The 15463-nt window shown below is 48.7% G+C and carries 10 protein-coding genes; 9 read left to right on the top strand and 1 reads right to left on the bottom strand.

Going from position 1 to position 15463, the window contains the following annotated elements:
- Positions 1-12: 12 nt before the first annotated feature.
- From ICL55_RS13850 to ICL55_RS13890, 9 genes are all read left to right on the top strand, one after another.
- Positions 13-1005 carry a FecR family protein gene (locus tag ICL55_RS13850; RefSeq protein ID WP_188098030.1) on the top strand — a complete coding sequence of 331 codons (993 nt, stop codon included), beginning with the start codon at positions 13-15 and terminating at the stop codon, positions 1003-1005.
- A 60-nt stretch (positions 1006-1065) separates the two neighbouring features.
- Entirely contained in the window at positions 1066-4458 is a 3393-nt protein-coding gene (locus ICL55_RS13855) for a SusC/RagA family TonB-linked outer membrane protein (protein ID WP_188098032.1), read from the top strand.
- Positions 4459-4478: 20 nt separating this feature from the next.
- Positions 4479-5912 (top strand): RagB/SusD family nutrient uptake outer membrane protein, encoded by a 1434-nt coding sequence (locus tag ICL55_RS13860; protein WP_188098034.1) that lies wholly within the window; start codon positions 4479-4481, stop codon positions 5910-5912.
- Between the two features lie 14 nt (positions 5913-5926).
- The gene (locus ICL55_RS13865; protein ID WP_188098036.1) at positions 5927-6694 is read left to right on the top strand and encodes a DUF4843 domain-containing protein; all 768 of its coding nucleotides are present in this window, start codon (positions 5927-5929) and stop codon (positions 6692-6694) included.
- A gap of 12 nt (positions 6695-6706) precedes the next feature.
- Positions 6707-8209, top strand: a complete 1503-nt coding sequence (locus ICL55_RS13870) for a PKD-like family lipoprotein (protein WP_188098038.1) — start codon at positions 6707-6709, stop codon at positions 8207-8209.
- A 341-nt stretch (positions 8210-8550) separates the two neighbouring features.
- Positions 8551-11871 carry a preprotein translocase subunit SecA gene (gene secA, locus ICL55_RS13875; RefSeq protein WP_188098041.1) on the top strand — a complete coding sequence of 1107 codons (3321 nt, stop codon included), beginning with the start codon at positions 8551-8553 and terminating at the stop codon, positions 11869-11871.
- 390 nt (positions 11872-12261) lie between these two features.
- The gene (gene deoC / locus ICL55_RS13880) at positions 12262-12939 is read left to right on the top strand and encodes a deoxyribose-phosphate aldolase (RefSeq protein ID WP_188098043.1); all 678 of its coding nucleotides are present in this window, start codon (positions 12262-12264) and stop codon (positions 12937-12939) included.
- Between the two features lie 20 nt (positions 12940-12959).
- On the top strand, positions 12960-13400 hold the full coding sequence (locus tag ICL55_RS13885) for an SPOR domain-containing protein (RefSeq protein WP_188098045.1): 441 nt from the start codon (positions 12960-12962) through the stop codon (positions 13398-13400).
- On the top strand, positions 13384-14559 hold the full coding sequence (locus tag ICL55_RS13890; protein WP_188098047.1) for a M20 metallopeptidase family protein: 1176 nt from the start codon (positions 13384-13386) through the stop codon (positions 14557-14559). Before ICL55_RS13885 ends, ICL55_RS13890 begins: the two co-directional genes overlap by 17 nt.
- Positions 14560-14707: 148 nt before the next feature.
- Here ICL55_RS13890 and ICL55_RS13895 read toward each other — a convergent pair whose 3' ends face one another.
- Entirely contained in the window at positions 14708-15463 is a 756-nt protein-coding gene (locus ICL55_RS13895; RefSeq protein WP_188098049.1) for a hypothetical protein, read from the bottom strand.

Below are 15463 nucleotides of genomic sequence, written 5' to 3' on the forward strand. Positions count from 1 at the left end.
TTTTTTCGTAAGATGACCAAACCAACCGATCATTATTCTTTTGTCCTTTTGTGCCTGCAGTCGCCGGAGGATGAGGCGTTACAGGCACAACTGGCATCCTGGCTGGCAGCCGATGCTACACACCGGGCACTGTACAGGCAACTCAGCCTGCTGTGGGAACAGGCGCCCCATGCCGCTTTTTTTGAAGAAGCAGATGCGCCTGCCGCTACTGCCAGGTTTCTGCCGCTGCTGGACCAGACGAAGGCCGCAACGCCGGTGGTACCGCTCACGACTGCACGTCGCCGGCGCTGGTGGCCTGCCGCGGCAGCCATATTGCTGATAGCCGTAGCCGCCGGATGGTGGCAGTATTCCCGCCAACACGTACAATGGATCGCCAAAACTACCACCGACCGCCCCGATTCAGTACTGCTGGCAGACGGCTCTAAAATCTACCTGAACAAACAGGCCACCATAAAATACCCGGCCGCCTTCAAAGGGAAGGAAAGGAAAGTGGAGCTGATAGCCGGAGAAGCTTTTTTTGATATCGTTACCAATCCCTTATATCCCTTTACGGTAGTGAGCGGCCCGGCACAGATCCATGTGCTGGGTACCTCCTTCAATGTGAAGGCGGTCAATACCACCATACAGGTGTACGTACTCTCCGGCAGCGTGGCCGTGGCCCATCAGCAGCATTCCCTCCGTTTGCTGGCAGGACAGGGCGCTTCCTGCAACACCCGCACCGGAGAGATAAAGTCAGACTCCACTGCCGGCAACAACCAGCTGGCATGGCGCACCCGCGAGCTGCAGTTTACAGATACCTCCCTGCAGGCCGTTTGCGATGCCCTTTCCAACGCTTATGGGGTAACCATGGTGCTCGACCCGGCCATCAGCAAAGAACGTAAGCTCAATGCTAATTTCAGCAACAAAACTTTACCGGATATATTACAAACACTGACTGCTTTATATGATTATCAATTTGAACAACTGAACGACACGATATATGTGCACTTGCCCATAAAGAGATAGCGCATAAGAACCATTATTACCAACCAAAATGCTTTAGCCAAAAGCTAAAACGCCTTAGCCATGAGTAAAAATTATCTACGGTACATCACCCGTTGCGGGACCCGTATGTACTGCCCCCTGGCAATGGCTGCCATCTTCCTGTCGGCCTGGCCGGCAAGAGCACAGGATACTTCCCCGCTGAACCGGAAAGTGACTGTGAAAGCCAATAACCAACCTATAGCTGTTGTACTGTCAGAGATCGAAAAACAAACCAATCTGAACTTTGTGTACGATGGTAGCCAGATCAACAGGGCCCAGGCTGTCACCGTCCGGGCCAATGACGCGGCGCTGAAAAATGTACTGCACGATATTTTCAACGACGGCGTACAGTATACGATCGTGGGCAACCAGGTAATCGTGAAAAGCGCGCCCGGACGTGTAGCCGTTTCCGTGGCAACGGGCCGCCTGGAGCAGCAGGACCAGCATATCCGCCTCCGTGGCTCGGTATCCCTGCGCGATAGCAGGGGAAACCTCCAACAGATACCGGGTGTGACTGTCAGAGTGAAAGGAAAATCACAAGGCACACATACGGATGCTGCCGGAAAATTTGAAATCACCGTCGCGGCAAACGATGTGCTGGTAGTCTCGTTTGTTGGCTACAAAACCGTGGAAATGCCGGTGAAAGGCGCCTCCAATATCATCCTCGATGAAGACGCTTCTAAAATAAAAGAAGTGGTGGTAACAGGCATCTATGAACGAACCAAAGAAAGCTTCACCGGCTCTGCCTCTACCTATACAGCTAAAGAACTGAAACAGATAGGCAACCAGAACATCATCCAGAGCCTCCGCTCCCTCGACCCTGCCTTTACGGTGTACGAAAATAACCTGATGGGGTCTAACCCTAACGTCATGCCCAATCTGGAGATACGTGGTAAAACCAGTGTGCTGGGCCTGAAAGAACAATTTGGTACGGATCCTAACCAACCGCTGTTTATCCTCGATGGTTTTGAAACCAATCTGCGTACCATCGTGGACCTGGACATCAACCGCGTAGAAAGCGTGACCATCCTCAAGGATGCCGCTTCTACCGCTATCTACGGCGCTAAAGCGGCGAACGGTGTTATCGTTATCGAAACGAAAAAGCCGAAACCGGGAGAACTACGCGTATATTATACCACTGATAACAGCATCACCATCCCCGACCTGCATGATTATAACCTGATGGATGCTGCGGAAAAACTGGAGTTTGAACGGATATCAGGACGGTTTACCTCAGGATCGGATTATACCCAGCTTCGACAAAAAGAACTGGACCAGGCTTACAGCGATCGCCTCGCGGAGGTGATGCGCGGTGTAAATACCTACTGGCTTAGTGAGCCGGTGCGTACCGGATTTACTACCGGACATTCTCTTTATGCAGAGGGTGGCGATAATCAGATGCGCTACAGCGTGGGCCTGAATTATAAGAAGATAAACGGTGCCATGAAAGGCTCCGGGCGTGATATCGGAGGTGCCAATGTGAAACTGGTATATCGCCGGAAGAAACTCAGCTTTAATAATAACCTGTCGCTTAACTTCTTTACCGCGAAAGAGTCGCCGTATGGCTCGTTTCAGGATTTTGCGCAAGCCAGTCCCTATTACCGGAAAAGGGATGAAAACGGCAATTTGCAACCTTATCTCGAACAGCGCGCCAATACTGGCTCCTTCGGTGCCGATACCACTACCAACCCGTTATGGAACGCCTCCATCGGCAATTCCAATGTGACCCGAAATTTCAGCGTGGTCAACAACTTTATGGCGGAATGGGAACTTAACAGGGATTTTCGCGTAAGGGGGCGCCTCGGGGTAACGAAAGAGGATGGAAAACAGGAAGTGTATACAGATGCCCGTCATACCACTTTCCTGAAAAAAGTACCAACGGAAAGAGGTAGTTATACCGGGTCACAGACATCCGTCTTTAACTATGATGGCGAGTTAACGGCTATCTATGGAAAACTGATCAATAACCGTCACCAGATCAACGCAGTAGGAGGATGGAAATTCCAGCAGTTCCGTAATACCGGTGAAGGATATACGGTAATCGGATTACCTCCGGGCGTGTCTTCACCTGCTTTTGCAGCCGGGTATCCCATCGGTGGCAAGTCTTCTTCTTCAGAAACCACTACCCGCAGTACCAGTGCCTACCTCAATGCCGGGTATATGCTCGATGAACGTTATATGGCCGATGTGAATTTCCGCCTTGATGGTTCTTCTGTTTTCGGTTCTAACCATTTCTTTACCACCTCATGGTCTGTTGGCTTATCCTGGAACCTGCACAAAGAGCCTATGTTACAGGAGGTGAGCTGGATCAATTTCCTGAAATTACGTGGTTCCATTGGTACGCCGGGTAACCAAAACTTCTCTACCTATCAATCGTTTACTACTTACCGTTATAATACCAATGTGGTCAATGATTTCGGCATAGGCGCCGTTATCGCGGCCTTTGGTAACCCAAATTTGCTGTGGCAGAAGACGCTCGACAAAAATATAGGCGCCGACATTATACTGATCAATAATCGGCTGCGTCTGAATATCGATGTGTATAACCGCATTACAGACCCACTGGTGGCACAAATCAGCCTGCCATCTTCTGTTGGTACCAGTACTTACCTCACCAACCTGGGTAAGCAGGTGGGGAATGGTTATAACTTCATGTTCAGCGTGTCGCCCTGGTATAAGCCACAGGAGCGTATCAACTGGAGCATCAACTTTTCCGCGAAGCGCGAAAATGCACATTATGACAATATGGGCAACAGCCTGGATGTGCTCAACAAAGAGAACCGCTCCAAAAATCTCGAACGCTACTACGACGGTGGCAGTCCTACCGCCATCTGGGCCGTTCGTTCTGCCGGTATTGATCCCGGCACCGGAAAGGAAGTCCTGATCAAAAAAGATGGTACGCTGACACTCAATTATGACGCAGACGACGAAGTGGTGGTGGGTGATGCCCGTCCCAAACTGGAAGGAGTTGCCGGCACCAACTTCAGTTATAAAGGTTTTACAGTGGGCGTCTATTTGCGCTATCGTATGGGAGCCGATGTTTTCAATGAGGCGTTGTACGATAAAGTGGAGAACATTAATTCCAGAGATATTTTGCTGAATCAGGACCGCCGCGCTTTATATGACCGCTGGAAACAACCCGGTGATATCGCCAGGTTCAGAGCTATTTCAATGACATTGAACAGTGCTCAGATGGCCGCCAATGTTCCGCCGATGACTTCCCGTTTTGTACAACGTGAGAATATACTGGCAGGGGAATCCATTAATATGGGGTACGAGTTTACGAATGGTATGGTGAAACGCTGGCGTATGTCTTATTTGCGGTTGAACGCCTATATGAACGATATTTTTCGTTTGTCTTCTATCACACGGGAACGCGGTATAGATTATCCATTTGCCAATACGGTTTCTTTCTCTGTAAGTGCCGGATTTTAATCACTAAATGAAAGAAAAAAATGAAAAAGCGTATACTCTTCAGCGTAATCATACTGGTGATCTTTACCGCCACCTCCTGTAAAAAATGGCTGGACGTAAAGCCCCGCGATAAGGTCATCGAAAGCACCTTGCTGGAAAATGAAACCGGCTTCATGACGGCACTTAACGGCGTGTACCTCGATATGACTGATGACAGGTCTTACGGTGGGCAGCTAACCATGCAAATGACAGAGGTGCTGGCGCAACGCTACAACGTCGGCGGCGGGCACAATTTGTACAAGCTGGCCTCTTATCAATATACAGAGCCTGAAGTGCAGGACCTCTTTGGTACCACCTGGGGTTCCATGTATCGGACAGTGGCTAATATCAACAAAATTCTGTCGGTCATCGACGAGAGAAAAAATGTATTCAATGGCAAACATTATTCATGGGTAAAAGGAGAAGCGCTGGCATTACGTGCACTGATCCATTTTGACTTGTTTCGTATGTTCGGTCCCGTATATCAGCAGGATTCTACCGCAATCAGTCTGCCTTATTACACCTCTTTTACTACTAATTTTGAAGCTTATCTCAAAGGCAATGTATTTATCGAAAAGGTAATAGCCGACCTGGATGCGGCGGAATCGCTGCTGGCGGACGACCCGGTGCTCAACGGCGTCACATTGGATAAAGATGAAAGTAACGATGGCATTGCCTGGAGTTATCGTAATCTGCGGATGAACTACCACGCTGTACGCGCGTTAAAAGCACGTGTGTGTTTGTACAGGAGAGATAAGACCAGCGCCCTGAAATATGCAACACAGGTACTCAGCGGAGCAGGTAGCATATTCCCTTTCGTGAAGCTGAACGACGTATTGGGCGATCCGCGCAATCCCAATCGTGTGTTTTCCAGTGAGCTGCTGTTTACCTTACAGGACAGCAGAAGACCTTTTAAGTACCGGCAATATTTTGATCCTGCGTTGAAAGATGAAGCCATTCTGACGGCTGCCCAGAACCGCCTGACCGCCGAATATGAAAGTAATACCAATGACTTCCGTTACGGCAGTTCCTGGCTGGTGCCGGGCTCCAACCAGAAAAACTACCGTTGTTTTTTCAAATATGCAGACGTAGAAAACAGCGCCGCCCGTTTTCGTAACCTGATACCGATGATCCGGATGGCTGAGATGTGCCTCATTGCTGCAGAATGTACTCCCGATCCGGCTGCCGGCATTGAATACCTGAACATGGTACGGCGTAACCGGGGAATCAGTGATATCGCCGGTAATGCCAACCTTACAGGCGAGTTACTGAAAGAGTATAAACGGGAGTTTTACGGAGAAGGACAGATGTTTTTCTACTACAAGCGAAATGCTACCGCCAGTCTTCCCGGCGGTACCGGGAGCGGTACCATTACTATGAACAAGCAGAAATACGTGCTGCCGATCCCGTTGGACGAATCCCGATTCAGAAACTAATTCAACCTATTGTTATGATCAGCACTCTTCGTTATATCGCCGGTACAGCGCTGCTGTTGTTTTTTCTGGCGGCCTGCCGCAAAGCGGATATCCCCTTCTATTCCACAGATGATGATGTGTATTTCTCTGTGGTAAGAGATTTTGTTACCTACGATACTACTATCATCACATTTGCCTACACGCCAGCGACCACCGATACTACGGTGGTGCTGAAAGTGGCTACGCTGGGCATACCGGTCAACCGTGAACGGAGCGTCAGCTACCGGGTGATCGACACCAGCGCCAATGCGGCCTCGCTCCATACCCATTTTGAGTTGCCTGCCAGGCTGGTGGTGCCGGCTGGTGGCGTTAACTGCAATATTCCGGTGGTAATGCACAAAACGCCGGACATGTCTAAACGAACTTTTTCCATTACGCTTCAACTGGAGCCCAATGAAGATTTTCATACCCGTCTGAAGGTGCTGGTGAAAGACAAGAACAATAATCTGTTCACCTCTCTGGTAAGGCATGTGATCATTGTGGATAATAAGCTGAACAAGCCGGCAAAGGGCTGGTATGATGATTTTTACGGACCGTTCACCACCAAAAAAATGCTGCTGATGAGTGAATTGCTGGAGCTCTCTGTCCAGGAGCTGTACAACAAAGTCACCAATGCAGACCCCGGCGCCACTACGTTCTATGCCAATTATCTGAAGATATACCTGAAAGACCAGGAAGCTGCCGGTACGCCGGTATTGGAAGATGATGGCACGCCGATGAAATTGGGTAAATACATGCAGTAAAAAACGAAAACAATGAAAACAAACTATATTCAGTTATTACTGGGCGGATTTCTTTTGAGCCTGTGTTTTACCGCCTGTTACAAAGACCTGGGTAATTACGACTATCACGAAATCAACCAGGTAGACAGTATTACCGGTATCACGAAAAGCTATCCGGTATTGTATGGGGACACCTTGCGTATCGCTCCGCAGATACTGGCTACGCAGGTAAAAGACGATACCAGCCGTTATACCTACCGTTGGGAGGCGCTTATTGAAAATACTGCCCGCATTGTGGGAGATGAGCCGATTGTGTTAATTGGTACCGGGAAGAACCTGGCTTACCCGGTGAAATTAAGGCCTGCTCCTTATGATTGTTTCTACCGGGTGAAGGATAAACAGACCGGCGTAGAATGGTTTAAGCAGTTTAAACTGGTAGTGCAGTCGGCCGTTTATCAGGGATGGATGGCACTTTGCGATGTGAAAGGCTCGGCCCGGATAGATATGGTGAGCCGTTTGGGAGATAAAGACCGGTTGATTACTGACGTGTTGGCTTTTACCAATGCAGGGATGCCGGTGCGGCATCAACCGAAACAACTGTTGTTTGCCTATCGTTCTATTAATAATCAGTTTTATCTCCGCTCCGCCGAAGGACTGGAAAAGATCGATGGGGAGTCGTTGACCTGGAAGAGCACCTATAATATCCGGTATGAAATGATGACACCGGCAGGGACAGATTTTGCGCCGGATTACTTCCATAATTCACCATCGTTTTCCTCCGTAGATTATATCATAGCAGGGGATAAGGTTTTCCATCGATATCTGATCATGGGCGCGGCCTTTGGCTCACCGATCAACTATGTAGATGAGGAAAAGAAGCCTTTCAGAGCCGCTCCTTTTGTGGCTTGTGGTTATGGCGGCGCCTTGTTGTATGATCAGGACCACCAGCGGTTTGTGGCCCATGACCCGATGTTTGGCACCAGCTGTAGCAGTCTGAGAGATGGTAGCCTGTTTTCCTATAATACCGGAAAGGACATGGTTTATATGGCCTATACCAACTATAATTGGGGAGATGTGTACGCCATTTTGAAAGATAAAGGGGGAAAGTTTTATACTTACTGTATGAATATTGGTAATGGGATCAAGCAGGTCTACTATACCGAAATGACGAATGCGCCCGAACTGGACAAAGCGACTGCTTTTGCGGTGAGTAACCAGCTGGGATATGTATTTTATGCAGCCGGCGGACATGTCTATGAATATGACATCTTTACCAATAAAGCCGTCCTCATGGCTAATTTGGGCGGAGAACAGGTAAGTGTGCTAAAATGTCCGCTATTCAGTTCTTATGGGAAGGAGTTTTATACCAACCTGTCCAATTCCCTGGTAGTAGGCAGTTACGATCCTGCCCGCCCGGATGCGGAGAACGGTTCCATCCGCATCTATAGCATACCTGCCAGAAATGAACCATTGCAGCTGACCTGGAGTTATGCCGGTCTTGGTAAAATAGTGGACCTCGCCTACCGCGAAAGATAAAACCCTATATGTGACGGATTTGCAGGGAGTTTTACTATATACTCTCTGTAAGTCCGTTATTCTCAATTATCGACGGAATTCCCGCTTAATTCCCTTCATTTCCCCAAATTTATTCCTAATTTTACCCTCCTTGATAAAGCGGCTACAACAAAACTGACAGCTTGGCAGCCCTGCTTTCCAAGCATAATATTTGAGTAACTGGTAATCTCCGTCTATCCAACACTTTGCCCGCAGCTTCTGGCCACAGGCCTGGTAGAAAGGAAAAACCAACTGACATAGCTTCAGCCGGGACGGGGAGAGGTTACAGAAACTAAATTGTAATTCGTAATTAAACATTCAACATGTTAGGTTTTTTAACAAAACTTTTTGGAGGGAATAAATCAGACAGAGACATTAAATCTGTCACTCCAATAGTGCAGCAGATCAACGATGAGTATGGAAAGCTGCAATCCCTGCCTATCGACGACCTGCGTCATAAAACCCGGGAATTCCGCGAACGTATCGCCACCCACCTGGCTGCTATCGATAAAGAAATTGCTGAGAAAAAAGAAGCGGCTGAAGCCGTAGAAGATATAACCGAAAAAGATGCTATCTATCAGGAAATCGACACCCTGAAAAAAGACCGCGACAAACAACTGGAAGTGGTGCTCAAAGCCATTCTGCCGGAAGCATTTGCCGTGGTAAAAGAAACTGCCCGTCGTTTTTCCACCAATCCTACCGTCACCGTTACGGCTTCAGATATGGACCGTCAACTGGCCGTGCTGAAAGACTATGTAACCATTGAGGGGGACAAGGCCACCTGGAAAAATAACTGGAAAGCTGCCGGCAACGAAGTGACCTGGAACATGGTACACTACGATGTACAGCTGATCGGTGGTACGGTACTGCACCAGGGTAAAATCGCCGAAATGGCCACTGGTGAAGGTAAAACGCTCGTGTCTACCCTCCCTGCCTACCTCAACGCGCTGGCGGGTGAAGGCGTACACATTGTAACCGTGAACGATTACCTGGCACGCCGTGACTCCGAATGGAACGGCCCCCTGTTTGAATTCCTCGGTATTACCGTAGACTGTATCGATAAACACCAACCCAACACACCGGAACGCCGTAATGCCTACCTGGCAGACATCACCTACGGTACCAACAACGAATTTGGCTTCGACTACCTCCGTGATAACATGGTGCACAGCCCGGACGAAATGGTGCAGCGTAAACACCACTTCGCCATGGTGGATGAGGTGGATAGCGTATTGATCGACGATGCGCGTACGCCACTCATCATCTCCGGTCCTATCCCCCGCGGTGAAGAACAGGAGTTCCATGCGCTGAAACCACGCATCCAGTATCTGGTGGACATGCAGAAAAAAGCGGCCAACCAGTACCTCCTCGAAGCTAAAAAGCTGATCGCTGAAGGTAAAGATGACCCCAAAACCGGTGGTCTGGCCCTGATGCGTGCCTGGAGAGGTTTACCGAAAAACAGCGCGCTGATCAAATATCTCAGCGAACCTGGTATCAAAGTATTATTACAGAAAGCCGAAAACTACTACCTGGCAGACCAGCAACGCGAAATGCCGAAAGTAGATGAAGGCCTGTTCTTCGCAATAGAAGAAAAACAAAACAGCGTAGACCTGACTGAAAAAGGCATCGGCCTGATCACACAGGGCGGTGAAGACCCTAACTTCTTCGTCATGCCGGACGTAGGTTCCGAACTGGCGGAGATTGAAAAAATGGCAGTCACACCGGAAGAAAAACTGCAGCGCAAAGAACTGATGCTGCAGGACTACGCCCAGAAGTCAGACCGTATCCACTCCGTACAGCAGCTGCTGAAAGCTTACACGCTGTTCGACAAAGACGTGGAATACGTGGTAATGGACGGTAAAGTGAAGATCGTGGACGAACAAACCGGTCGTATCCTCGATGGCCGCCGCTACTCCGATGGTCTGCACCAGGCGATCGAAGCGAAAGAAAACGTGAAAGTGGAAGCTGCCACACAGACCTTCGCCACTATCACCCTGCAGAACTACTTCCGTATGTATCACAAGCTGGCCGGTATGACCGGTACGGCTTCCACAGAAGCAGGCGAGTTCTGGGAAATCTACAAACTGGACGTGGTAACCATCCCCACCAACCTGCCTATTTCCCGTGGTGATGCGGAAGATCTGGTATACAAAACCAAAAGAGACAAGTATAAAGCTGTTATCGAAGAAATCAAGCAGATGCAGTCAAAAGGCCGCCCGGTGCTGGTAGGTACCACCTCCGTGGAAGTGTCTGAGTTGCTGAGCAAAATGCTGACCTTCGAAAAAGTACCGCACAACGTACTGAACGCCAAACAGCACGCCCGTGAAGCGCAGATCGTGGCAGAAGCCGGTCTGGCAGGCGCGGTGACCATCGCCACCAACATGGCCGGTCGTGGTACCGACATCAAACTGGGCCCCGGCGTGAAAGAAGCAGGTGGTCTGGCTATCATCGGTACTGAAAGACACGAAAGCCGCCGCGTAGACAGACAGCTGCGTGGTCGTGCCGGTCGTCAGGGTGACCCGGGATCTTCCCAGTTCTTCGTTTCCCTGGAAGATGACCTGATGCGTATGTTCGGCTCCGACCGTATCGCCGGGCTGATGGACCGTATGGGCTACAAAGAAGGAGAAGTGATCCAGCACAGCATGATCACCCGCTCCATCGAAAGGGCACAGAAAAAAGTAGAAGAAAACAACTTCGGCATCCGTAAACGCCTGCTCGAATACGATGACGTAATGAATAAACAGCGTACTGTTATCTATGCTAAACGTAACCACGCCCTGTTCGGCGAACGTCTGGCCATCGATATCGACAACGCCTTCTTCGATGTAGCAGAAAACATGGTGATCTCCAATAAAGAAACAGGCGACTACGAAGCCTTCAAAATGGACGCTATCATCAACTTCGGCATCGATACCAACATCACCCAGGAAGAACTGCTCCGTACAGACGTGTCTACACTGGCTTCCAAACTGTACCACCAGGCGATGGACAACTACCATCGCAAAGTACAGGATGTTACTTCCAACACCCTGCCGGTGATCGAACGCATCTATCAGGAACAGGGACACCACATCGAAAACATCTCTATTCCGTTTACCGACGGCAAAAAAGGTGTTAACGTACTGGCCAACCTGAAAAAAGTAGTGGACACCAAAGGCCACGAAACCATGAATGCGCTGGAACGCAGCATCACCCTGGCGCTCATCGATGAAGCCTGGAAAGAACACCTGCGTGCTATGGACGAACTGAAACAATCTGTTCAGGGCGCCGTATACGAACAGAAAGACCCGCTGCTGATCTATAAACTGGAAGCCTTCAAACTGTTCAAACAGATGGATGGTGAAACCAGCCGCGATATCGTGTCCTTCCTTTGCAAATGCGGTATCCCCGTAAGCCAGGACCAGGGCCAACAGCAGGAACAGATCCGCGAAGGCTATGAAGAGAAAACTGATATGAGCCGGATGCGTGCTTCCCATGAAGATATCGTTGAACAGCAACATAACGGCCATCAGGCAGCCCCGGAATATGATGTGCCTGAAGAAAAGCAGGAACCGGTAAGAGTAGGCCCCAAAGTAGGCCGTAATGATCTCTGCCCCTGTGGTAGTGGCAAGAAATTCAAAAACTGCCACGGCAAAGACCTGTAGTCAATTACGAATGACGGATGACGAATGACGAATTCGGGGTTCGTTTGAAATATTGGCGGATGATGGATTTGGACATTTTTAATGTTGATTCCATCATCCGCCTTTTTGTTTTTTATTTTTTGTTTGTTAACCATATAACTATTGTTTGATGAAAAGAAATGTTATTCTTGAAAAGAGTTATTTTTTTTGGGGAGACCCGAGAGACAATTTTTTGGCTAAAACTCCTTAAAGACACCAATATTCCTGAACAAAAAATAGCAGATTCCATGCTCAACGACAGCGAAGAACCAGCCCGAATTATTGGTTCTATTCAAAAGTCCATTAAAAACCCCCACAATAAAAGCACCCCAAATTCGTAATTCGTAATTCGTAATTCGTAATTTTACTTCTATGAAGGTAAACCGATATATAGACCATACTATTTTAAAGCCCACTACCACACTTGAGGATATTAAGAAGCTGTGCATGGAATGTGTGGAATACGATTTTGCCGCCGCCTGTGTGCCCCCGCCCTATGTGAAAGTAGCCAAACAGTTTTTAGGTGCCACCAATACCAAAGTAGCCACCGTCATCGGATTTCCGTTCGGTTATTCCGCTATCGAAGCGAAAGTGGCGGAAACGGTGCTGGCCATTGTAGACGGTGCTGATGAATTGGATGTGGTGATTAATCTCTCCGCCCTCAAAAACAATGACTGGGAATATCTCGAAAAAGAGATCGCCAATCTGATGTATATCATCCGCGAAAAGAAAAAGGTGATCAAAATGATCATCGAAAGTGGCATATTATTGGAAGAAGAGATCGTTAAATGTTGCCAGCTCTACAGCAAATACGGGGTTGATTTTGTGAAGACATCCACCGGATACGCTGAAAAAGGCGCTACCGTAGAAGCGGTGAAGCTGATGAGAGCCAACCTGCCCGATAATATACAGATTAAAGCTTCCGGCGGTATTCGTACCTTTGCCTTTGCGAAGGAGCTGATAGCAGCCGGCGCCACCCGCATAGGGGCCAGCGCCAGCGTTAATATCGTGAAGGAAGGCGGAGAAGATACTGCTCAATCAGATTATTAATTTTTAATTATACAGTATTCATGCAAAAATTATTCATCCTGGTTTGCTGCCTGTTGGGAAGTAGCTGGGCCATGGCGCAGGACTACACGATGTCCGGTAATGGCTCGGTAAAAGTGATCAAGGATAGCCGGTTGGACGTGCTGATCAGAAAACAGATCTACATCAACACCCTGGCTATTCGCAACCAATCCGGTTTCCGGGTACAGGTGATCTCCACCAACAAACGCGGCGATGCCAATGAAGCCAAAGCCCGGGTAATGCAGTTGTACAACGATTATCGTACTTATCTGGATTATCAGGCCCCCTATTTTAAAGTGCGCGTAGGCGATTTCAAAACCCGCGAAGAAGCAAGCGAGTTGCGCGACAAGCTCTCCAGCCTCTTTTCTGGCGGCGTATTTGTCGTTCCAGCCATCATCAACGTGTCACCGGATAAAGAACTGTCGAATGAAGAACCGTATTAAAGAGCTGGCCAAAGCCTATGCACCTGCTTTTATCGATATCAGGCGTCATATTCACTCCCATCCCGAATTATCTTTTCAGGAATATAAAACCTCCGAATTCATCCGGCAGCAGCTGGATAAATTTGGGGTGCCTTATAAAGCCGGTATTGCCGGTACGGGTATTATCGCGCTGATAGAAGGTAAAAACCCGTCCTCCAAGACGATCGCCCTTCGGGCAGATATCGACGCGCTGCCGATCACGGAAGCCAACGATGTATCTTATAAGTCTGTCAATAGCGGCATCATGCATGCCTGCGGCCACGATGTGCATACCACTGTGGTGCTGGGCGCTACCAAAATATTGCATGAGCTGAAAGATGAACTGGAAGGGACGATCAAGATCCTGTTCCAGCCCGGGGAGGAAAAACATCCCGGCGGCGCCAGCATCATGATTGAAGAAGGCGCACTGGAAAATCCCCGTCCCGATGCGATCCTGGGCCTGCATGTGCATCCTTCCATGGAAACCGGTAAGCTGGGATTCTGTGCAGGGAAGTATATGGCCAGCGCTGACGAGATTTATGTCACCATCAAAAGCAAAGGCGGACATGCTGCCCAGCCACATCTGACAGTAGATACCATTCTGGTGGCTTCGCAGCTGGTAGTGAGCCTGCAACAGGTGATTTCCCGCAATAATAATCCCTTCTCTCCTTCTGTATTGTCTATCTGTGCTTTCAACGGAGGATTCACTACCAATGTGATTCCCAGCGAAGTGAAGCTGATGGGCACTTTCAGGGCTATGGATGAAACCTGGCGTTTTAAGGCGCATGAACTGATCCGCAAACAGGCGGCAGGTATCGCTGAAGCTACAGGGGCTGAAATCGAGATCGATATACTGGTAGGGTATCCGACACTGTATAACAATGAAGTGGTCACCGCTAAAGCAAGACAGCTGGCGGAAGACTACATCGGCAAAGAACAAGTGGAAGATACTGAATTGCGCATGGGAGCGGAAGATTTTGCATTCTATTCGCAGATTGTGCCAGCCTGCTTTTTCCGGTTGGGAACCGGTAACAAAGAAAAAGGTATTACCTCTGGTGTACACACACCTACCTTCGATGTAGACGAAAGGGCCATTGAAATAGGCATGGGCACTATGGCTTATCTGGCCACACAATTCTGATCGTTATACTATTATGATAAAATGAGAGCGTCCTGATAAACATCAGGACGCTTTTTTATAGTGATTAACTTTTGTGATGACAGAGGTGGAGTAAAAAATCTTCCTCGTGTTATGAATCTGTAAAATCGTATATTCTAAGACGTTAGTTCTATTTTATCTCTCTGATTTTTTGCAGCACTTTTTCCGAAAGCTCTATTTCCTGCAGACTGTCCATTTGTATATGTCCATGTTGATAGGAACCTTTAAAGTAAAGCTTGGAGCCTTTGCCCAGCGCGATATTCACACTGTCTGCCGATGATTCTGCGTTAATATTCAATGTTCCTCCTGTGCCTCCGGAAAAAGCGAGCGTTCCCACCTGATTGTTGTTGAAATAGGTTTCTACCCGGGGGCCGGTCGTGATGACCAGCGAGGGCAGCTTATAGTTGCTGATACGCAGATGGGAAGAAGGGGCTATCACCCGGGTGATGCCGGGAGCTTTCAGGTCGATGTTGCCGGCGTTGAATACAGTAAGTACCAGGGTATCTGCCGCATATTCAACTAATACACTGTCGCTGATGTTTTTCGTAAGGGTGTAGTTTTCGCCGGCTTCTATATTCACAAAACCGGAAGGCCATGTGCTTCGGATGGTCGTCTCGCTGGCGACTTCTCCGTTAAGCGTGCGGCTTTGTTGCGAACGGGCTTCGTACAACGTATCATATCGCGGATTGCCGGTGGCAGACTGGATCTTTACCATCTGAAAGGGCTGCAACCTGATAGTGGTAGGCTGTTGATTGGGAGTGCTTCTGCCGAAATTGGCATTGGTAATTCCTTTGCTGAAGTTGGCGCGCAACACAATATCGGTGCACAGCATCAATAACACGAGCGAACCGAGGAAGCCGAGTAATAATTTAGTGCTGGTTTTCAT

Source organism: Chitinophaga varians, assembly GCF_014529945.1.
GTDB lineage: Bacteria > Bacteroidota > Bacteroidia > Chitinophagales > Chitinophagaceae > Chitinophaga > Chitinophaga varians.

What these genes read in the sequence shown, in the direction of transcription:
- ICL55_RS13850 (WP_188098030.1), top strand. Translation starts at nt 13, where the DNA reads ATGACCAAACCAACCGATCATTATTCTTTTGTCCTTTTGTGCCTGCAG.
- ICL55_RS13855 (WP_188098032.1), top strand. Translation starts at nt 1,066, where the DNA reads ATGAGTAAAAATTATCTACGGTACATCACCCGTTGCGGGACCCGTATG.
- ICL55_RS13860 (WP_188098034.1), top strand. Translation starts at nt 4,479, where the DNA reads ATGAAAAAGCGTATACTCTTCAGCGTAATCATACTGGTGATCTTTACC.
- ICL55_RS13865 (WP_188098036.1), top strand. Translation starts at nt 5,927, where the DNA reads ATGATCAGCACTCTTCGTTATATCGCCGGTACAGCGCTGCTGTTGTTT.
- ICL55_RS13870 (WP_188098038.1), top strand. Translation starts at nt 6,707, where the DNA reads ATGAAAACAAACTATATTCAGTTATTACTGGGCGGATTTCTTTTGAGC.
- secA (WP_188098041.1), top strand. Translation starts at nt 8,551, where the DNA reads ATGTTAGGTTTTTTAACAAAACTTTTTGGAGGGAATAAATCAGACAGA.
- deoC (WP_188098043.1), top strand. Translation starts at nt 12,262, where the DNA reads ATGAAGGTAAACCGATATATAGACCATACTATTTTAAAGCCCACTACC.
- ICL55_RS13885 (WP_188098045.1), top strand. Translation starts at nt 12,960, where the DNA reads ATGCAAAAATTATTCATCCTGGTTTGCTGCCTGTTGGGAAGTAGCTGG.
- ICL55_RS13890 (WP_188098047.1), top strand. Translation starts at nt 13,384, where the DNA reads ATGAAGAACCGTATTAAAGAGCTGGCCAAAGCCTATGCACCTGCTTTT.
- ICL55_RS13895 (WP_188098049.1), bottom strand. Translation starts at nt 15,463, where the DNA reads ATGAAAACCAGCACTAAATTATTACTCGGCTTCCTCGGTTCGCTCGTG.